General features: G+C 73.5%; 11 protein-coding genes. 8 read left to right on the top strand and 3 right to left on the bottom strand.

The genetic code is table 11. The features are described from left to right. Window positions 1-26: 26 nt before the first annotated feature. The 8 genes from ACFPM7_RS06200 to ACFPM7_RS06165 all read left to right on the top strand — a co-directional run bounded on the left by ACFPM7_RS06200 (window position 27) and on the right by ACFPM7_RS06165 (window position 10,273). Window positions 27-1,241, top strand: coding sequence for a DegT/DnrJ/EryC1/StrS family aminotransferase (locus tag ACFPM7_RS06200; protein ID WP_378244752.1), 1,215 nt, complete (start codon window positions 27-29; stop codon window positions 1,239-1,241). Then, the gene (locus ACFPM7_RS06195; RefSeq protein WP_378244750.1) at window positions 1,238-2,404 is read left to right on the top strand and encodes a glycosyltransferase family 4 protein; all 1,167 of its coding nucleotides are present in this window, start codon (window positions 1,238-1,240) and stop codon (window positions 2,402-2,404) included. The genes ACFPM7_RS06200 and ACFPM7_RS06195 overlap by 4 nt, the downstream gene beginning before the upstream one ends. After that, window positions 2,401-3,525: a hypothetical protein gene (locus ACFPM7_RS06190; RefSeq protein WP_378244748.1), complete on the top strand. Its 1,125-nt coding sequence runs from the start codon at window positions 2,401-2,403 to the stop codon at window positions 3,523-3,525. The genes ACFPM7_RS06195 and ACFPM7_RS06190 overlap by 4 nt, the downstream gene beginning before the upstream one ends. Further along, window positions 3,522-4,820: a class-III pyridoxal-phosphate-dependent aminotransferase gene (locus ACFPM7_RS06185; protein ID WP_378244746.1), complete on the top strand. Its 1,299-nt coding sequence runs from the start codon at window positions 3,522-3,524 to the stop codon at window positions 4,818-4,820. The genes ACFPM7_RS06190 and ACFPM7_RS06185 overlap by 4 nt, the downstream gene beginning before the upstream one ends. Beyond that, a complete protein-coding gene (locus tag ACFPM7_RS06180; protein ID WP_378244744.1) occupies window positions 4,817-5,770 on the top strand; it encodes an NAD-dependent epimerase/dehydratase family protein in 954 nt (317 codons plus the stop codon). Before ACFPM7_RS06185 ends, ACFPM7_RS06180 begins: the two co-directional genes overlap by 4 nt. Then, a complete protein-coding gene (locus tag ACFPM7_RS06175; protein ID WP_378244742.1) occupies window positions 5,764-6,396 on the top strand; it encodes an HAD family hydrolase in 633 nt (210 codons plus the stop codon). The genes ACFPM7_RS06180 and ACFPM7_RS06175 overlap by 7 nt, the downstream gene beginning before the upstream one ends. A gap of 84 nt (window positions 6,397-6,480) precedes the next feature. After that, complete coding sequence (locus ACFPM7_RS06170) at window positions 6,481-8,256, top strand: ABC transporter transmembrane domain-containing protein (protein ID WP_378244740.1); 1,776 nt, start codon at window positions 6,481-6,483, stop codon at window positions 8,254-8,256. After that, window positions 8,249-10,273: an ABC transporter ATP-binding protein gene (locus ACFPM7_RS06165; protein WP_378244738.1), complete on the top strand. Its 2,025-nt coding sequence runs from the start codon at window positions 8,249-8,251 to the stop codon at window positions 10,271-10,273. The genes ACFPM7_RS06170 and ACFPM7_RS06165 overlap by 8 nt, the downstream gene beginning before the upstream one ends. On the opposite strand, the gene ACFPM7_RS06160 is transcribed toward ACFPM7_RS06165, so the two are convergent. From ACFPM7_RS06160 to ACFPM7_RS06150, 3 genes are read right to left on the bottom strand one after another with little or no spacing between them, the layout of a single operon-like run. Beyond that, window positions 10,240-11,157, bottom strand: coding sequence for a Dyp-type peroxidase (locus tag ACFPM7_RS06160; RefSeq protein WP_378244736.1), 918 nt, complete (start codon window positions 11,155-11,157; stop codon window positions 10,240-10,242). The two genes, ACFPM7_RS06165 and ACFPM7_RS06160, sit on opposite strands and share 34 nt — an antisense overlap. Continuing rightward, on the bottom strand, window positions 11,154-11,609 hold the full coding sequence (locus ACFPM7_RS06155) for a DUF4265 domain-containing protein (protein WP_378244734.1): 456 nt from the start codon (window positions 11,607-11,609) through the stop codon (window positions 11,154-11,156). The genes ACFPM7_RS06160 and ACFPM7_RS06155 overlap by 4 nt, the downstream gene beginning before the upstream one ends. Window positions 11,610-11,613: 4 nt before the next feature. Continuing rightward, window positions 11,614-19,365: an RHS repeat-associated core domain-containing protein gene (locus tag ACFPM7_RS06150; protein WP_378244732.1), complete on the bottom strand. Its 7,752-nt coding sequence runs from the start codon at window positions 19,363-19,365 to the stop codon at window positions 11,614-11,616. Between the last annotated feature and the right edge of the window lie 52 nt (window positions 19,366-19,417).

Genomic DNA, 19,417 nt, shown 5'->3' with positions numbered 1-19,417 from the left:
TCCCCGGTCAAAGGAGGCCACCGATAGTGCAGCACTCCTCAGCGATAGCCGTCGCGGAGTCCACCGGGTTGACACTCCCCTTCGGCCGCCCGTGCTTCGACGAGCGCGAAGTGGAAGCCGTCGCCTCCGCCATCCGGCGCGGGGACCTCGCCACCGGACGGGAGGTCGCGGCGTTCGAGGCGGAGTTCGCCGAACTGGCGGGCTTCGCCCACGCCGTGGCCGTCAGCTCCGGGAGCATGGCCAACCTGCTGGCCCTCGCGATGCTGGTCGAGCGCCACCACCTGGTACCCGGCGACCGAGTGGTCGTCGCCGGGTGCACGTTCGTCAGCGCGGTGACCCCCGTCGTGCAGCTCGGGCTGGTCCCGGTCTTCGTCGATGTGCGGGCCAACGGGGTCAACGTCGACCTCGACCTGGTGGACCGGGCCGTGGTCCAGCACGGCGCGCGAGCGGCGCTGCTGCCGCACACCCTCGGCCAAGCGCTGCCGGTCGACCAGTTGGCCGACCTGCGCGCGCGGCGCGACCTCGCCTTGGTCGAGGACTGCTGCGAATCACTCGGCGCCCGCCACGGCGATGTCCTGGTCGGCGCCGTCGGCGACGCCGCGACGTTCAGCTTCTACGCAGGCCACCACCTGACGATGGGCGAGGGCGGTGTCGTCGCCTGCGACGACGAGGCCGTCGCCTGGCTCCTGCGCAGCCTGCGCAGCTTCGGCCGGGACGCGGGCTACGCGGGCCGCCGCTTCGACTACCCGGTCGGTGATCGCGCCATCGCCGCCGAGGAGCGCTACGTCCACCTGCGCGTCGGGTGGAACGCCAAGCTCACCGACCTGCAAGCGGCCTTCGGACGGGTGCAGCTGCGCCGGGCGTCCGAACTGGCCGAACAGCGCAGGAAACTGGCCCGGGCACTGGCCGAGGCGCTGCGGGAGGCTCCTGGCTGGTCGGTGCTCGGCTCTCCGGAGGACCGGGGCGCCTCCCCCTTCGCGGTGGCGCTGTTGGTCCCACCCGGCCGCGACCTCGCCGACGTGGCGGCCACCTTCGCCGCCCACGGCATCGAGTCGCGGGGGATGCTCGGCGCGTCGTTGCCGGATCAGCCGTGCTTCGATCAGGTGCCGCACATCGTGCACCAGCCCTACGCACGCTCGGTCGAGTACGCGCGACGCGCGCTTCTGATCGGCAGTCCACCGGGCATCGACCCGGTGGAGGCCGTCACGGCGCTGCGCGCGGCGTTAGGGGCGTTGTCATGAGAGTCCTCCTGATCGCGGAAAAGTACCCGCCGGTGGTCGGCGGCGGCGAGACCCACCTGCACCAGCTCGCCGAAGGGCTGGTCGCCCAGGGCAACGACGTCGTCGTGCTGACCGAGGCTGTCGATCCGGGGCTCGACTCCGCGGGCTACCGCCGCGGTGCTGTCGAGGTGCGCGAGATCGCCGGTCTCGTCGCGGCGTGCACGCGGCTGGACTGCAAGGACGCCGTTGAGCACCTGCACCAGGAACTCACCACTACCGACGCCGACGTGGTCCACGTCTTCAACTACGTGCCCGCGCTGCTGGTCAGCTGGCTCCGCACCACGGTGCGGCAGCCGCTGGTCGTCTCGCTGTTCGAGACCTTCGTTCCCGGAGGCCGGGTGTTCGACCTGTGGGGCGACTGGGACCTCGAACGCGCGCTGCAGCGGGGGCTGGTCGCCAACCTGCGGCCGGACCTGCACCTGTGCGGTTCCCGCGCCTATGAGAAGTGGGCTCGCGAAGCGGGATTCACCGAGCCGGCCTCGGTGGTCGAGTTCGGCACGGACCTCGCGGCGTTCACCGCCGAGACCGCCCACCGCGACGCGTGGCGCGGCGCCCGCGGCCTCACCGACGAGTTCCTGTTCCTCATCCCGGCGCGACCGGTCCCGCGCAAGCGGATCGAGGACGCCATCGCGGCGCTGGCCGAGATCGCGGGCGCGCACCCGCGGGCCCGGTTGGTCCTCACCAGTCCGACCGGCCGCACCCAGGCCTCCTACGCGGCGTGGCTGTCCGAGGAAGCCGAGCGGCGCGGGGTGAGCGACCGCCTCCGCTGGGAGGACGGCCTGAGCTGGCGGGACATGCCCGCGCTCTACGCGGGCACCGACGCGGTGGTGCTGCCCTCCTCGCACGAGGGGTGGGGGATCGCGCTCACCGAGGGCATGGCCAGCAGGCGACCCGTGATCACCACCGACGTCGAGGCCCACCAAGAGGTCGTCACCGACGAGGAGACCGGGCTGCTGTACCCGGCGGGTGACACCGCGGCGCTGGCCCAGCAGATGCGGCGGGTCCTCTCCGACGACCTGTCGGGCCTGGTGGAGCGGGCCCACCGCGAGGCCCACCGCCGGTTCAGCGCGGAGGCCGTCGTCGACGGGCACATCGCCGCCTACCGCTCGCTCGTGGCCCGATGACCCGCGGGACGAGCGACCGGGGGGCCATCACCCGGACAGCGGACCAGAGCACGCCCACCACCTCCCCGCCCGATGGCATCCTGGATCACGGCGTCCTCGCGGCCGCCTTGACGAGGTGGCTGGCCACCGACGGCCCGCGGTCCCGCGCGGGCGCGTACTGCGGCTGGCTGGACCTGGCGAGCGGGACACCGTCGGACCCCTATCCCGAGATCACCGGCTACGCGCTGACATTCCTGAGCCACGACCCGGCCTTCGCACGGTGTTCCTCCGCGCGGGCGGCCGGTCGCTGGCTGACCGAGCGGGTGGAGCGAGGCGACCTGTCGGCCCGCCCGCGGCTGACCGGCGACGCGGCCTTCTCCTTCGACATCGGCATGGTCGCCCACGGGCTGATCCGCCACGGCCGCGCCGCGGGTGACCACCGCGCGCTCGCCGCGGGCGTCCGCGCCGCCGAGGTGCTGATCACCCACCGCGCGGGCGGCCCGCTGCCGACCGTCCTGCCGGGCACCGCGGCCACCCCCTTGCCGATCAGGTGGTCCACCGTGGGCCGCCCGCACCTGGTGAAGGTGGTGCAGTCGCTGATCGCCGCCGCCGACCTCGGCGTGCCCGACGCCGAGGCCGCCGCGTACGACCTGGTCAGGGAGCGCGTGCGGGAGACCAGCAGCCCACCGCCCACCGCCCGCACGTCCGACGCGGTCTGGCTGCACCCGCTCGCCTACGCCGCCGAGGGGCTGTGGATGTGGAGCACGCGCCATGACGACTCGGCGGCGTCGCGCCGCTCGCGCGAGCTCACCGAGTGGCTGTGGCGGCAGCGGCTCGCCGATGGGGGGTTCGCCCGGTACGCCGAGCGCTCGGGTCGTCCAGGCGGCCACCCGGGCACCCTGGACGTGCTCGCGCAGGCCATCCGGTTGGCGATGCTGCACGACATCCACACCGAGGCCGCCCTGCGGGAAGCCGAGCGCCTGGCCGCGCTCTGCCACCGTGAAGCCGACCGCACCGCCGTTCCCTACCGGGTGGGCACCGCGGATCTGCACCTCAACTCCTGGTGCTCGATGTTCGCCGCGCAGGCGCTGTGGTTGTGCGCGAGCCCAGGGCGGTCGCTGGGCTGGGGAGAGCTCGTATGACCGGTCCCGGTCGGCCGCAGCGGCTGCTGGCGGCCCGGCAACGGCTGGCGCCGATCGCCTTCGACCGCGCCGAGGGGAGCTGGGTGCACGCGCCGGACGGGCGCCGGTACCTCGACGCCAGCAGCGGTCTGGTGTGCGTCAACATCGGTCACGCCCACCCCGCCGTGGTCTCCGCGCTCACGCGCCAGGCCCAGGTCGGCTCCTTCGCCTCGCCCGGGACGTTCCGGGCGGACCCGCAGGAGCGATTGGCCGCCGAGACCGCACGAGCCGCCCACCGGCCGGACGACGCGGTGGTGTTCACCTCCACCGGCACGGCCGGGGTGGAGATGGCCATCGCGCTGGCCCGGCTCGTGCACCGCGCGCGCGGCGACTCCGGCAGGCACCGCGTGCTGACCTCGTCGCTCGGCTACCACGGCAACAGCGCGCTGACCCTCGCGCTGTCCGGGCACCGGCGGCGCAGACCGCACCCGGACGACGCCTTCGGGCTCGCACCCGCGTTCGACCCGCCCTACCCCGAGCTGCACCGGCGCTGCCGGCTCGCCGCCTGCGACGCGGGCTGCGCCGACGAGGTCGCCGAGGCCATCGATGCCGCGGGGGTGGAGCAGGTGGCCGCCGTCCTCGTGGAGCCGGTGAACGGGACGACCGGCGGTGGGTTCCGCCCACCCCCGGGCTACCTGGCCAGGCTGGAACGGCTCTGCGCGCGGCGCGGTGTCCTGGTGATCCACGACGAGGTGCTGACCGGCCTCGGCCGCACCGGCCTCCCGCTGGGCGCCCACCACGACGCCGGGTCCGACGCCGACATCGTGGTGCTGTCCAAGGGGCTCGGCGCGGGCTACGTGCCGCTCTCGGCAGTGCTGCTGGCGCCCGGGCACGCCGAGGCGATAGCGCGCGGCGGGCTGCCGCTGCCGCTGATGGGCACGATGTCGGCCACACCGCTGCAGGCCGCCGTGGGCTCGGCGGTCCTCGGTGTGCTCGGCGGGCTCGGTGCGCTCGACCCGGACGTCCCGCGCGGCCTGGACGTGGAGGCCGCGGTCCGCGCGGCGACCACGGGCCTGGCCGCGGTGACCGACGTGCGCGGCTGCGGCTACTTCTTCGGCATCGAGGTCACCGACGGCACGCAGTCCGACCTCATCGCCGCGGCGCGGGACAACGACCTGCTGCTCTACCCGTTCAACGGCTTCCGCGACGACGGGAGCGGTGAGGGGGTCATCGTCGCACCACCGTTGACGATCACCCCCGCGGAGACGGACTTCCTGGCCGCCGCGCTGCGCACCTCCTTGGAGAAGTGGTCATGACCGGCCGTACCCACCTCGTGACCGGCGCCGACGGGTTCGTCGGCTCGCACCTCGTCGACGAGCTGGTCCGTCGCGGCGAGCGCGTCGTCGCCGTCGTCCGCCGCACTTCCCGGTCGCAGGCGACCCGGCGCTTCCGCAACCTCGAACCGGCGACGGTGGAGCGGTTGGCGGGTCTGGTGCACGTCGACCTGGCCGGGCCCGACGCGGTTTCGGCGCTGGTCGCCGCGGACGCCGACGTCTGGTTCCACCTGGCCGCGGACGCCTACGTGCCCGCCTCGCTCGATCAGCCCGCCAGTGTGTCGCTGGCGAACGTCGCCTCCACGGTGGCGGTGCTGGAAGCGGCCCGCGCCGCGCGCCCCGAACACCTGCTGGTGACCAGTTCGAGCGAGGTCTACGGCTCGCACCCGCGTGCCATCACGGAAGAGGACGCGCTGCACCCGTCCACTCCGTACGCGGCGTCCAAGGTGGCGTGCGACCGACTGGCCTGGTCCTACCGCAACAGCTTCGACCTTCCCGTCACCATCGTGCGACCGTTCAACTGCTACGGCCCGCGGCACGTCTACGACGTCATCCCCATCTTCCTGGTCAAGGCGCTGCGCGGCGAACCCCTCACGATCAACGGGACAGGTCGGCAGACACGCGACTTCACCTATGTGTCCGACACCGTCGACGCTTTCCTCCGGCTGGCCGGGCTCGCACCCGCCGGAAAGGTCTACAACATCGGCACGGGCGTCGACCACGAGGTCGGCGAAGTCGCCGCGGCGGTGGTGGAGCTGACCGGGTCGCGGAGCGACATCCGCCACGGGCCCGCCCGCGCGGGCGAGGTGCTCAAGCTGCTGTGCGACGCGACGGCTCTGCGCGCGGCGACCGGGTGGACACCTCGGCACGACCTGCGCGAAGGCCTGCGGCACAACATCGCCTGGCTGAGGGAGAGGGGAACCGAGTGGTGATCCGCGTGGTGCTGCTGGACGCCGGTGGGATACTGTTCTCGAACGTGACCGAGGAGAGCGACTTCCTCGTGGAACTCGCCGAGCGCCACGGCGCCGACCTGGACCGCCTGGCCGCTCGGCTCGACGCCCGCGACGGTGAGTACGAAGTAGACAGACGGCACGTGCACGACGTGCTCATCGACTGCATCGCCGAGGCCGGTGGGTCCCGGGAGCGCTGGGATGCGGATTGGGTCGACGCGCGCTACCGGGCCAACGTGCGCGCCCACCCCGTCGCGTTCGCCGCCCTGGGCCGGTTCCGCGACCGCCACCCCGGGGTGCTGCTGGCGCTGGCCAACAACGAGGCGGCGCACTGGGACCGGCTCAAGGACCGCGACCACCACCACCTCGACCGTTTCGACGTGATCGGTTCGTCGTGGGCGCTGGCCGCCGTGAAACCCGGCGAGGACTACTTCGACCGCCTGCTCGCCGCGTGCGGCCGCAAGGCGGAGGAGGCGCTGTTCATCGACGACAACGCCGACAACGTCACCGCCGCGACCAGGTACGGAATCCACTCGGTGCTCGCCACGGACCCCGAGATCGCCGCGGGTGCGCTGTCGGGGCTGGGTTCCGGCTGGGGCGGCGCGTGATCCCGACGCACGGCCCGTCGATGCGGGTGATGAGCCCCTTGAGCGATGGCGCCACCGCCCGCCGATCTCGTAGGGTCGATGATCATGCGTGACTTCCCGACAGACGTCTCGGACTTCCCCGGCGGGCCGCCGACGGGCATCAGGTCGCCCTCGATGCTGTTGGGCTGGCTGATCCGCCGCCAGGTCGGTGTCCTCGCCGCGACCGCCGGGGCGGGGATGCTCTGGCAGCTGCCCACCGCCGTCGGGCCGTTCGTCGTCGGTCGCGCGATCGATGAGGGGATCGTCGGCGGTTCCGCGCAGCGGCTGCTGTCCTGGCTCGCCGTGCTGCTGGGCGTCATCCTGGTCGGCGGCGCCGGAGTGGCGTTGTGGCACTCGCTCATCGTGCGCAGCCAGCTGATCACCATCTACAGCGTCACCAAACTGGTCACGCGCAAGAGCACCCAGTTGGGCCACGTGCTGAACCAGCGGGTGCCCACCGGCGAGGTGGTCAACGTGTCCTCCTCGGACGCCAGCCGCTACGGCTCGCTGATGGACGTGGTCGCCAGGGCCGTGGTGGCGGCGGGTGTGTACGCGGTCGTCTCCGTGATCATGCTCAGCGCCTCGGTGACGTTGGGTCTGCTCGCCCTCGTGGCCGCGCCGCTGCTGCTGGTCTTCGGACTGCCCCTGCTGCGCCCGCTGCACCGCGCGCAAACCGTTGAGCGGGAACAGGAATCGGTGTTGACCACCACCGCGACGGACATCGTCGGCGGACTGCGGGTCCTGCGCGGCATCGGCGGCGAGGACGCTTTCGCGCGGCGCTACGCCGAGCAGTCCCAGCGCGTGGGCCGCTCCGGTGTGGTCGCGGGCACCTGGCAGGTCGCCGTCGACGCGATCGGCGTTCTGTTGTCGGGCGCTTTCCTCGTCGCGATGGCGTGGGTGGGGGTGCACGAGGTGCGGGCGGGCCGGGTGTCCATCGGACAGCTGGTCAGCTTCCTCGGGTACGGCCTGCTGATGGTCACGCCGATCCGCACGTTCTTCGAGCTGGCCCAGACCTGGGTCGGCTGCGTCGTCTCAGCGCGCAAGACGCTCGACATCCTCGCGCAGGAGCCCCCGTGGGCCGACGTGGCCGAGCCGAAGGAGCTGCCCGCCCGCGCGGACGTCCACGACGAGAGGACCGGGTTCACCGCCCCGGCGGGCGCTTTGACCGTCGTCGTCGACGCGCATCCCGCTGACGCGATCGCACTCGCCGACAGGCTCGGCAAGTACCTGCCCGCCGACAGCGGCCAGGACCCCGGTGAGCCCTCCGCCACCAACGGCGCCTGGGGCGCGCGCGTCGGCTCGGTCGACCTGTCGGAGACGGCGTTGACGGAGGTGCGGCGCACCGTCCTGGTCAATGACACGGCCAGTGCCGTCCTGTCCGGCACGCTGCAGGAGGTGATCGACCCGCACGGCGCGCTGCCCCGGACGCGGGCCGAGGCCGCCCTGCACGCCGCGGCCGCCGACGACGTCTACCGGTCGCTGCCCGGCGGGTGGCAGGGTCTGGTCGACGAGCGCGGGCGCTCGCTGTCCGGGGGCCAACGGCAGCGGCTGGTCCTGGCCCGCGCGCTCGCCGAGGACCCGGAGGTCCTCGTGCTGGTGGAGCCCACCTCATCGGTCGACGCGCACACCGAGGCGGTGATGGCGCGGCGGCTGGCGCTGTGGCGGCGGGGTCGGACCACCGTCGTCATGGCCTCCTCTCCCCTGGTCCTGCACCACGCCGACCACGTCGTGTTCATGGCGGGCGGTCGGGTGGTCGCCGCGGGCACCCACGACGAACTGGTGGCCACCAGCGGCCCATACCGCGACGTGGTCGCCCGCACGGCTGGAGAAGACGGTGCCTGACCCGTTCACGCCCCTTCCCGGTTCGGCGGAGACGTGGCGCACCCCGGGCGGGGACGACCAGCGCGCGAGCGGAGCGGCGGCCATGCCCCGCGGTCTCCGGCCCCACCTGGCCGGTCTCCGCCTCCGCCACGACGCTCGACGGGCGAGCGCGGAGCGGTACTTCGCGGGCTCGCTGCGCCCCGACCGCGGGCTGCCGGTCGCCGACATGCGGGCGGTCCGCGCGTTCTTCGTCGGGCTGGCCAGGGACCGGCGCGGGCTGCTGCTCGCGCTGATCCTCCTCAACGGACTCGCCGCGGCGGCGGCGCTCGCGGTTCCCCGGCTCCTCGGCGCCTTCGTGGACATCGCGGGCAGCGGGACCGGGCGGGCGTTCGCGATGCTCACCGCCGCGGTCGCCGCCGTCGTGGTGGCGCAGGCGGTCCTGAGCTTCTTCGCGGCGCGCACGTCCGTCGTGTTCGGACAGCGGTTGCTGACCGCGGCCCGGGAGCAGGTCGTCCGGACCGTGCTCCGGTTGCCGATGAGCAAGGTCGAGAGCGCGGGCAGCGGCGACCTGGTGACAAGGGTGACCAGGGACGTGCGCGCGATGAGCGACGCGGTCCGGCTCGCCGTGCCCGAGGTCGTCATCGCGACGGTGACCATCGTGCTGCTCGTGGTCGCCATGGTCGCCAACTCCCCGGTGCTGGCACTGTGCTTCCTGGTCTCCTCTCCCGCGCTGTGGTGGACGATCCGCAACTACCTGCGCCGCTCCCAGGCCGCGTTCATCACCGAGGGCGCCACCTACTCCACGATCAACACGTCGCTGGTCGAAACCGTCGAGGGCGCGCGGACGGTCGAGGCGTTCGGGCTGCAGCGGCGGCGGCAGCGGATCGGCGACGCGGACATCGACACCTCCGCCGAGGCCGAGCGCTACACGAGGACCATCCGCAACATCCTCTTCGTCGCGCTCGATCTCTGCTTCAACGTCCCGCTGCTGCTGACCGTCGGTGTCGGCGCCGCCGCCTACTCGTGGGGGTGGGTCAGCCTCGGCCAGATCGCCGCCGCGATCCTGTACATCCAGTTCGTCAACCAGCCGCTCGACCGCCTCATCTCCAACATCGACCGGCTCCAGGTCGGCGCCACCTCGACAGCGCGCCTGCTCGGCATCGCGGCGGTGCCCGCGGACCGGACACCCACCGGCGCCCTGCCCGCGGGCGACGAGATCGAGTGCAGCGGGGTGCGCTTCGCCTACCGGCGGGGCCAGGACGTGCTGCGGGACATCGACCTGCGCCTGCGCCCGGGTGAGCGGCTCGCCATCGTCGGCCCCAGCGGGTCCGGGAAATCGACCCTCGGCAGGCTCCTGGCGGGCATCCTCACCCCCGGCGCGGGTTCGGTCCGCATGGGCGGCGTCGCCCTGGTCGACCTCCCGCACGAGGTGCTGCGCGAACAGGTCGCGCTGGTCACACAGGAGCACTACGTCTTCTCGGCGTCGGTCCGCGCCAACGTCGCACTCGCGGGCGGTGGAGCCGGGGACAGCGGAGTCCAGGACAGCGGAGTCCAGGACAGCGGAGTGGAGGACAGCACCGTCATCGACGCCTTGCGGGCGGTCGGCGCGTGGGAGTGGGTGGCGCAGCTGCCGGCGGGCCTGGAGACCGAGGTCGGCGCCGGGTGCGAGCCGCTGACCCCGGCGCAGGCGCAGCAACTCGCCCTCGCCCGACTGATCATCGCCAACCCGCACACCCTGGTGCTCGACGAGGCGACCTCCCTCATCGACGCGAACGCCGCCCGAGCACTGGAACGCTCGATGGCCTCGCTGATGACGGGCCGCACCGTCGTCGCCATCGCCCACCGCCTGCACACCGCGCACGACGCGGACCGCATCGCCGTCCTGATCGAGGGCCGGATCGTTGAGCTGGGCAGCCACGACCAACTGCTGGCCGCCGACGGCGAGTACGCCCGACTGTGGCGCACGTGGACGTCCGCGGGAGCCGAAGCGCAGTCGGCCGGTCGTCAGCCGGTGCCAGAGCCGGGGACCGAGAAGTAGCCGCCGCCCACGGCGAGCAGGTAGGGATTCAGCGCGTCCTTGGGAAGGCGGGACTGGGCCACGGCGAAGCCCGCGGCGAAGTCGTTCTGGAACGCCATGAACAAGACGCCATCGGCGGTGTCGTCAGGGTAGGTCCACGAGCGGCGCAGCATTCGCGGGGACGGCGAGTCGGCGGTGCGCGGGTTCATGGCCCTGGCGTGGGAGTCCAGGGCGATGACCACGCCGTCGGGATCGTCCGGGTAGCGGGGGGCCTCGGTGGGCGGGGTGCCGTCCAGCCAGGTTCCGTCCGGGCGGCGGCCGATGATGCGGTCGCGCAGTTGCGGGCTGTCGGCGTCCCACAGCGGGTGCGCCAGCCGGATCACCCGGACGGCGGCGAGCGAGGAGCCGTCCGGGAGCAGCACCGCCGCCGGGTCGACCGGGTTGGTCTGTCCTTCCACGTGGCCGAAGGGGTTGCGCTGGAGGGGACGGCTCCCGGCGACCACGTCGCGGTGGACGGGTGTCCGCCAGGCGGTGGTGAACGGCAGCCCGGCCAGCAGGGCGTCCAGTCGCTCGCCGCTGTCGGCGTCGTCGGTTTCGAGCTGGACGAAGGCGGAGGGGTTGCTGCGCGCCGGGATGAGGACGTCGCCGGGGAAGGCGGGCATCGTCGGCAGACCGGGGCTCAGCGGCGGGCCGAGGCCGACCATGACGTCGTCGCCCGACAAGGCGCGCAGCGCCCGTGCGGCCTCGGCAGGGTCGCCGGTGTGGGTGAGGAAGGCGAACTGGCCGGCCGGACGGGGCACGCGCAGCGCCGGGTGCGGGGCCGGGTCGGCGGGCACGCCGCAGGCCGCCGCCCAGCCCGCGAGGCCGCCGAGCAGGAGGGTGCGGCGCGGCAGTCCGCCGGTCACCGGGCCTGCCCGCGCACGCCGACCTCGAAGGTGAGGTGCCCGAGTTCGGCGTGCTCGGCCAGGTAGGCGGCGACGGAGTCGGCCAGCTCCGGGGTCGCCGCGTCCACCGCGAGCAGGTTGGCCGACGACCGCTCCACCAGCGCTCCGGCCTCGGCCAGGTCGGCGGCGACGCGGTCCCGGTCGGTGGTGGACAGCGGGGAGTCGCCGAACCACACGCGGAACACCGACCGGCCGGACCGGCGGGCGACCCGGCGCAGTTCGTACCCGGTGTCGGTCTCGACCACGTCGCCCAGCGCGAGGCCGTAGACGAAGAAGGGGACGCAGCACAGCTCGAACACGTGCTCGCCGAGCTGCTTGGCCCACAGCTGCTCGGACCCCTCCGGCAGCCGCGCGCCGATGACGAAGTCGGCGCGCGAGCGCCAGACCGGATCGGGGTGGACGGCCTCGGTCACCGGCTCACCACCACGACGGCGGCCACTTGCCGCGATAGCCGGGCGGCGGGTTCACCGGGTGACTGCGCGCGCCCTTGGACGCGTTGCAGTGCGGACAGGTCGTCTGGGCGTTGTCCAAGGTCGCGTTTCCGCCGTTCTTACGCGCGATGGAGTGGTCAACCTGGGGCTTGTTGGTGTGCATCCGACAGTACACGCAGGTGTTCGGGTTCTCCTTCAGCGCCGCGTCGCGCACGCTCGGCGGGAACGGCTTGCCCGCCGTCGGCCCGTTGGCCGAGCCCGGCTTGATCTTCGGCCAGGCCTTGCCCGCGCCGCCGAACGCCCCGCCCAGCGCGCCCCCGGCGCAGCCCGCGGCGGCGGCCCCGCCGACGCCGCCCCAGCCCCAGTCGACCTTGCGACCGGAGAGGCGCTGGCCCGCGTAGTCCAGCGCGCCGCCGAGGGCGCCGCCCACCAGGCAGCCGACCACCATCGGGTGGTGCCCGGTCGGGTCGACCAGGTTGGTCGGGGAGTTCTCGACGTAGGCGTACAGGTTGACGCCGCCCGCGAGGCCGATCGGGTCCTCGGAGACGAACCGCTGCTGCGCCGGGCTGTAATAGCGGTCGCGCAGGTGCAGCAGGCCGGTGCCGTCGTCCTGGCGTCCGGTGAAGGACAGGTCCGCCCCGCGCCGGTCGCCGGTCGCGGTCGGCGCGCCGAACGGGTCGTAGGCCAGGGTGGCCGCCGTGCTGCCGTCGGCGCGGCCCAGCGCCACCGGCGAGCCGAGGGCGTCGGTCAGCACGGAGTCGGCCACCCCGCCCGCCGTCCTGGCGAACCACTGGTCGACGCCGCCGCTGAGCAGCCCCGCGGTGACCGCGCCCGCGCCGTCGAGTTCGGCGGCCGGGTTCATCCCGTCGTTGAGGAACCGCGTCGTCGTCCCGCCTGCGGTCCTGCCCGTGCGCTCACCGGTGGCCGCATAGGTGTAGCTCGCCGACGTGCCCGCCCCGCTGGTGGCGGTGAGCTGGCCGCGCGCGTCCCAGCTGTAGTCGGTGGCGCCGTCGTCGAGCAGGTTGCCGTCGTGGTCGTAGGCCAGCGCGGTCCCGTCGGCCGTGACGAGTCGGTTGGCGTCGTCGTAGCCCAGCCCGGATCGGGCCTGGGGCAGGGTGACCCCGGCCAGGCTGCCGGTCTGCGACAACCGCCTGCCCGCCGCGTCGTAGGTGTAGGCGAGGTCGCCCTTGGGCACGCCGTTGTGCGCGTAGGCGATGGCGGTGACCTGCCCGGCCGCGTCGCGGGTGTAGGTCTGGGTCCACCCGCCCGGCAGCGTGACCACGCTCGGCCTGGCCGCGGCGTCCCTGGTGATGCCCGCGCTCTGCGCGCCGCGGGTGACGCCGGTCAGCTGGTCCCCCGCGTCGTAGGTGAACAGCGTGTCCGGCAGGCCGGGGATTCCGGTGCTGCTCTGCCTCCCGGCCGCGTCGTAGCCGTAGCTCACGGGGCCGTTCGGGCCGGTGACGCCGGTGACCCGGTCGCGGCTGTCGTAGGTGAAGGTGGTGGAGCCGCCCGCCGTGTCGGTCAGCGCGGTGAGCAGGTCCGCGTCCCCGTAGCCGTAGGTCACCGTGGACTGCTGGCTGGTGGGCCCGGTGACGCCGAACCGGCTGATCGTCGGGCGGTCGAGCAGGTCGTAGCCGGTCTCGGTGCGCACGGCCGCCCGGCTGACGGCGGCGGTCGGCCTGCCCGCCGGGTCGTAGGTCGTGGTGCTGGTCCGGCCCAGCGGGTCGGTCCTGCTGGTCGGGCGGTCCTGGTCGTCGTAGGTCCAGGTCGTGCGCTTGCCCCGGGCGTCGGTGAACGAGGTCAGGTTGCCGTTGGGGTCGTAGCCGAGGGTGTTGACGCCGCCGAGCGGGTCGGTCACCCGGACGGGGTTGTCCATCACGTCGTAGGCGGTGAGCGTGGCCGCGCCCGCCGGGTCGGTCTGCTGCACCGGGCGTCCCGCCGCGTCCACGAACATCGTGGTGGTCCGGCCGAGCGGGTCCTCGACCGAGACGGGCAGGCCGGCCTCGTAGCGGTAGGTGGTCCGCGCGCCCGCCGAGTCGGTCACGGTCGACACCTGGCCGGACGACGTCCAGGTCAGGGTGGTGCTCCGGTTGTCCGGGGCGGTGATGGTGAGCGGGTTGCCCTTGGCGTCGTAGGTGTAGGTGGTGGTGCGGCCCGCTTCATCGGTGGTGCTGGCGGGCTGGTTGAGCGGGCCGTAGGTGACCGAGGCCTCGGCGGCGTCCGGGGTGCCCGCCAGGCTGGTCGTCGTGAGCGGGCGGCCCTGGGCGTCGTAGGTGTGCTCGAACCGCCTGCCGTGCGGGTCCACGACGGCATCGATCCGGTTGTCCGGTCCGCGCTCGTAGGTCGTGGTCCTGGCCAGGGCGGTGCCGTGCGCCTGGGTGTCGCCCGCGACCATGCCGTTGGCGTCGAACACCACGCGGCGGACCGCGCCGTTGGGCTGGGTCACCCGGGTCTCGGTGATCCGCCCGGCCTCGTCCAGGGTGTAGGCGAAGTGGTAGCTGCCGCCGTCGGCGAGGTCCTGCCGGGCGACGCGGCCGTTGGCGTCATAGGCGACGTCGAGGTAGGCCACGCCGCGGGCGTCGGTGATGCGGGTGATGCGGTCCTGCGCGTCGTAGGTGTAGGTGGTGACGCCGCCCGCGACGTCGGTGACGGTGGCCAGCCTGCCGCCGGCGTCGTAGGTGTAGCGGACCTCGCGGCCGATGTTGTCGTAGGCGCGGGTCACCCGGGCCGAGCCATCGTGGTCGAAGGCGATCCAACGCCCGTTGGGCGAGGTGATCTGGGAGACCTCGCCGTTGTCGCCGCCGGTGCGCTGGAAGGTGACCCGGTTGCCGTTGCGGTCCTCCATCGCGCGGACGCGCGCGTACCAGGGGAAGAAGTACTTGGTGCCATCCCGCATGGTCAGCACCCAGTCGCCGTCCTTCTGGGCGATGGTGGAGCCGGTGAAGCGCCCCGGTGAGCCGACCGCGGCGAACACCGCGTCGCTGTAGCCGGTGCCCGGCGAGGTCCGCACGAAGTTCGCGCGCCCGCCGCCGGGGGTGTAGACGTCGACTTCCTGGTACTGGTTCTCCGAGGCGAGGAACATGTTGAAGTCCGCGCCGGAGTTGAGCCCGAACTCGCGCTCGTTGCCGTCGCCCTGCCAGTACTGCCGGTTGAGCGCGATCGGCATGACGTCGGCGAGGCCGAGGTCGGTGCGGGTGTCGGTGAGCAGGCCGGTCGAGAGGTCCACGGGGTCGCCGGAGAGCTTGTCGGCCAGGTCTTCCCACCACGGCTTGTCCGGCTTGGGGTTGCCGGGGGTGTTGAACATCGACCCGTCCAGCGCCCAGAGCCGGGTGGCCGCGTCGGGCACGACGCGGGTTCCGCCCTCGTCCACCCGCCCCGTGCCGTAGACGTGCCAGCCCTTGGCGGGGTCGTAGTTCCAGAACTCCACTTCGGACCCGGCGGGCAGGTCGGTGTAGTTCGGGTAGACGACGCTGGCGCCCTCGGGGAACACCACCGCGCCGCCGGGCTGCACCGTGAAGTACACCGGCACGATCCCGTTGCGCGGCAGCGGGTACGGCGCCCGGTCGAGCGGGATGGCGGTGATGCCCAGCTCCCGCACGACGTTGCCGTCGAGGTCGCGCACCACGGTGCCCGCAGGCAGCCGCACCTCCAGGCCCGGCACGGCGGGCGTGGTGAGCACGACCTCCTCGGTCGTCGGGGCCGCGATCGGCCGCATGCTCGACCGGTCCAGCCTGGGCAGCCAGACGGTGGCCTCCAGCGGGGTGGTCTTCCCCGCGGCCACCTTGGCGTGGATGCGGAAGGTGCCGTAGCGGCCCTTGGCCGCGTACCCGTCCACAATGACCGTGGTGGCGTTGGCGCGCACGTTCCGCAGCAGGAACCGGCCCTGGCGGTCGGTCGTGGCGCGGACGGCGTCCATCCGCACGGGGATGCCCGCGAGCGGGCGGCCGTTGAGGTCGCGGACGTGGCCGCTGACGGCGGTGGTTCCGGCGGGTGCGGTCAGGTCGGTGGTGCGCTTGGGTGCGGCCCTGCGGGTCAGCCAGTCCCGGCCCGCCAGGTTTCCGGCGTCGGGAGTCCAGTCCGCGCGGTGGCCGGGGGCGGGACCCGCGACGGGCGTGGCGGCGTCGGGGGCGTCGAGGTCGGCGGTGACGTGCTCGTCGCGCTGCGGCGGGGCCGTCACCCGGGCGGGCAGATGGCTCCGCAGCACTTGGGCCTCGTCGAGCAGCGACGGCGTCGGCCGCGGGGTCGTCTGCGGGGTCGGCTGCGGGGCGGCCTTCGCCGGGGCCGAGGTGACGGCCGCGGTGCCCACGATGGTGGCGGTGTAGGTGCTGGAGCCGACCAGGGCGAGGTCGGGGTTGAACAGCAGCCGGTACGCCCCGGTGGTCGGGAGCGTGACCTCCACGGTGGAGTTGGCCCTGCCCACGCTGCCGACCCGGGTGCCGGTCGGGCCGTTGACCTGCCAGGAGAGCGCGCAGCAGCCGAACACCGACGACGAGGCCGATGACTGGATGCGGACGCGCTGGCCCGAGGTGCCGCTGAAGCCCGCGGTGGCGCTCTGGCCCGGGTGCTCGACGGTGATCACCTTGGGCGTCGCGGTCAGCGGGAGCGTGCCCGCGTCGAGGTCGGCGGGGACGTCCCAGGCGCGGAGCGTGATCGCGCCGGTGAGAATGTGGTCGGGGTTGACGATGATCCGGTACGTGCCGGTCTGCGGCAGCGCGATCGTGTCCAGGGTGCCGTTGGGGTTCTGGGCGCTGCCGACCCGGGTGCCGTTCGGGGCGGCCAGCCACCAGGACAGGGCGCAGCAGCCGAACGACGACGACGCAGCGCTCGACTGGACGATGACCCGTTGGCCGGTGGTGCCCTCGAAGGTGGTGTGCGCGCTGCGACCCGGGTTGTCGATGGCGACGACCGTCGGGGTGCCGTCCAGCGCCTGCGCGCCCGCGTCCAGGTCGGCAGGCACCGTCCAGGCGCGGAAGGTCATGGCCCCGGTGCGGATGGCGTCCGGATTCATGATGAGCCGGTACGTGCCGTCCTGGGGCAGCGTGATCGTGTCCAGCGTGGCGTTGGGGTTCTGGGCGCTGCCGACCCGCGTGCCGTTCGGGGCGGCCAGCCACCAGGACAGGTAGCAGCAGCCGAACGACGAGGAGGCCGCGCTGGTCTGGACGATGACCCGCTGACCCGTCGTGCCCTCGAACGTGGTGTAGGCGCTGCGGCCGGGGTTGTCGATCGTGACGACTGTCGGGGTGCCGTCCAGCGCCTGCGCACCCGCGTCCAGGTCCGCGGGCACCGCCCATGCCTGGAACGTCATGCCGCCGGTCCGGACCGCGTCCGGATTCATCCAGATCCGGTACGTGCCCGTCTGCGGGAGGGTGATCGTGTCGAGGGTCGCGTTGGGGTTCTGCGCGCTGCCCACCCGCGTGCCGTTCGGGGCGGCCAGCCACCAGGACAGGTAGCAGCAGCCGAACGACGACGACGCCGCGCTGGTCTGGATGATGACCCGCTGATCCTGAACGCCCTCGAACGTGGTGTAGGCGCTGCGGCCGGGGTTGTCGATCGTGACGACCGTCGGGGTGCCGTCCAGCGCCTGCGCCCCCGCGTCCAGGTCGGCGGGCACGGTCCACGCCTGGAACGTCATGCTGCCCGTGCGAACCGCGTCCGGGTTCATCCAGATCCGGTACGTGCCGTCCTGCGGCAGCGCGATCGTGTCCAGGGTGGCGTTGGGGTTCTGCGCGCTGCCCACCCGCGTGCCGTCCGGGGCGGCCAGCCACCAGGACAGGTAGCAGCAGCCGAACGACGACGACGCCGCGCTCGACTGGACGATCACCCGCTGACCCGTCGTGCCCTCGAAGCTGGTGAACGCGCCGCGACCCGGGTTGTCGATCGTGACGACCTTCGCCGTGCCGTCCAGCGCCTGCGCGCCCGCGTCCAGCTCGGCCGGCACCGTCCACGCCTGGAACGTCATACTGCCGACGAGAACGCCGTCCGGGTTGACGATGAGCCGGTAGGTTCCGCTCTGCGGCAGGGCGATGGTGTCCAGCGTGGCGTTGGGGTTCTGCGCGCTGCCCACCCGCGTGCCGTCCGGAGCGGCCAGCCACCAGGACAGGGCGCAGCAGCCGAACGACGACGACGCCGCGCTGCTCTGGACGATCACCCGCTGCCCTGCGGCGCCCTCGAAGGTGGTGAAGGCGTTGCTGCCCGGGGAAGCCACCGTGACGACCAGCGGGGTGCCGTCCAGCGCCTGGGTTCCGGCGTTGACATCGGACGGGACGTCCCACGCGGCGAAGGTCATCGAGCCGACACCGCCGCCGTCCGGGTTCATCCAGACCCGGTAGGTGCCGTCCTGGGGCAGAGCGATGGTGTCCAGCGTGCCGTTGGGGTTCTGCGCGCTGCCCACCCGCGTGCCGTCCGGAGCGGCCAGCCACCAGGACAGGGCGCAGCAGCCGAACGACGACGACGCGCCGCTGGTCTTGATGATCACCCGCTGGCCCGCGGTCCCGGTGAAGGTCAGGAACGCGTTCTGGCCGGGAGCGGCGATGGTCACCGGCTTCGCGGTGCCGTCCAGCGCGATCGCGCCCGCGTTCAGGTCGGCGGGCACCCGGTGCACGGTGACCGAGGTGGAGCCCGCCGAGGCGGTGGTGTTGCGCAGCACGATCGTCCGGGTGCCGGGGCCGCTCACCGGTCCGGTCTCCACCCATGCCGACCCGCCCGCGCAGGTGTTCGCACCCGATTGGCGGTTGCGCTCGTCGTACATCCGCGCGGCGAGGCCGCAGGAGCCGAAGGTGCCGCCGGTCAGGGACGCGGCGAAGCGTTCGTTGTCGGCCGCCGGGAAGTGGCGGATGGCGTACTTGCCCGCGGCCACCGGGACCGAGGTCGCCGTGCCCACCGGGATGGCGCCGACGCTGTCCACATCCGACGGGTTGACTCCCGCGGGCGGCACCGCCACGGGCGTGGCGCTGGTCGCGGTGCCCGCCGGGGTGCTCAGCGTCACCGGCCCGGTGCTCGCCATCGGCGGGACGGTGACGGTCAGGGTGGTGGCGGTGCGGTCCGTCACGCCTGCCAGCAGTCCGTTCACCCGCACCAGGTTGTTGGCGGGCTCCGGGTCGGTGTTCCCGACGGTCAGCGTCAGCGGCGACCCCGGCGCCGCGACGGCGGGTGTGAATCCGGTGATGACCGGCTGGTCACCGCGGATCACGGTGAGCCCGGCCAGCGACGCGGTGCCAGCGGCGGTGGTCACCACGACCGGCCCACTCGTGCTGGCCGCCCCGACGGTGACGGTCAGCTGCTCGGCCGTGGCCGAGGCCACCGCCGCTGCCGTGCCGTTGATCGTCACCGCGTTGCCTGCCGGGGTGGCGGCGAACCCCTTGCCGGAGAGCGTCAGCCGGTCCCCCGGGCGCACCCGCGCGGGCACCGCCGACAGCACGGCGACAGCCGGACTGCCCAGGTGCTCGACCCCGGTGATGTTGCCCGCCGGGTCGTAGGCGTAGCGGGCGATGGCCCCGTCCGCCGCGGTGACCGCCACCAGCCGCCCACTGGCGTCGTAGGCGTAGCGCGCGGGTCCGGGCGTCGCGGTCACCGCGGGCGGGTCACCGCTCGGCCGCACCGCCGGCGGCCCCACCGGCGCCGCGGCGCGCACCCCATCGACGGGAGCGGGCGGGGCCGCCGCGGCCGGAACCCCGGCGAGCACGGACGCCAGCACGGCGACGGCGGCGGAAATCGCGGACAGGCGTTGTCTGCTGCGCAACGTCGTCTCCCGGAGGGCAGGGCCGACACAAACGTCGGACCAAGCGTTCGTA

It is taken from the genome of Actinokineospora guangxiensis, assembly GCF_042657845.1.
GTDB lineage: Bacteria > Actinomycetota > Actinomycetes > Mycobacteriales > Pseudonocardiaceae > Actinokineospora > Actinokineospora guangxiensis.
Note: the sequence above shows the minus strand (reverse complement) of the source record. Positions and strands in the feature narration are given on the sequence as shown.

Excerpts from the sequence above, each read along its gene's own strand:
- ACFPM7_RS06195 (WP_378244750.1), top strand. The coding sequence starts at position 1,238 with ATGAGAGTCCTCCTGATCGCGGAAAAGTACCCGCCGGTGGTCGGCGGC.
- ACFPM7_RS06190 (WP_378244748.1), top strand. The coding sequence starts at position 2,401 with ATGACCCGCGGGACGAGCGACCGGGGGGCCATCACCCGGACAGCGGAC.
- ACFPM7_RS06185 (WP_378244746.1), top strand. The coding sequence starts at position 3,522 with ATGACCGGTCCCGGTCGGCCGCAGCGGCTGCTGGCGGCCCGGCAACGG.
- ACFPM7_RS06180 (WP_378244744.1), top strand. The coding sequence starts at position 4,817 with ATGACCGGCCGTACCCACCTCGTGACCGGCGCCGACGGGTTCGTCGGC.
- ACFPM7_RS06170 (WP_378244740.1), top strand. The coding sequence starts at position 6,481 with ATGCGTGACTTCCCGACAGACGTCTCGGACTTCCCCGGCGGGCCGCCG.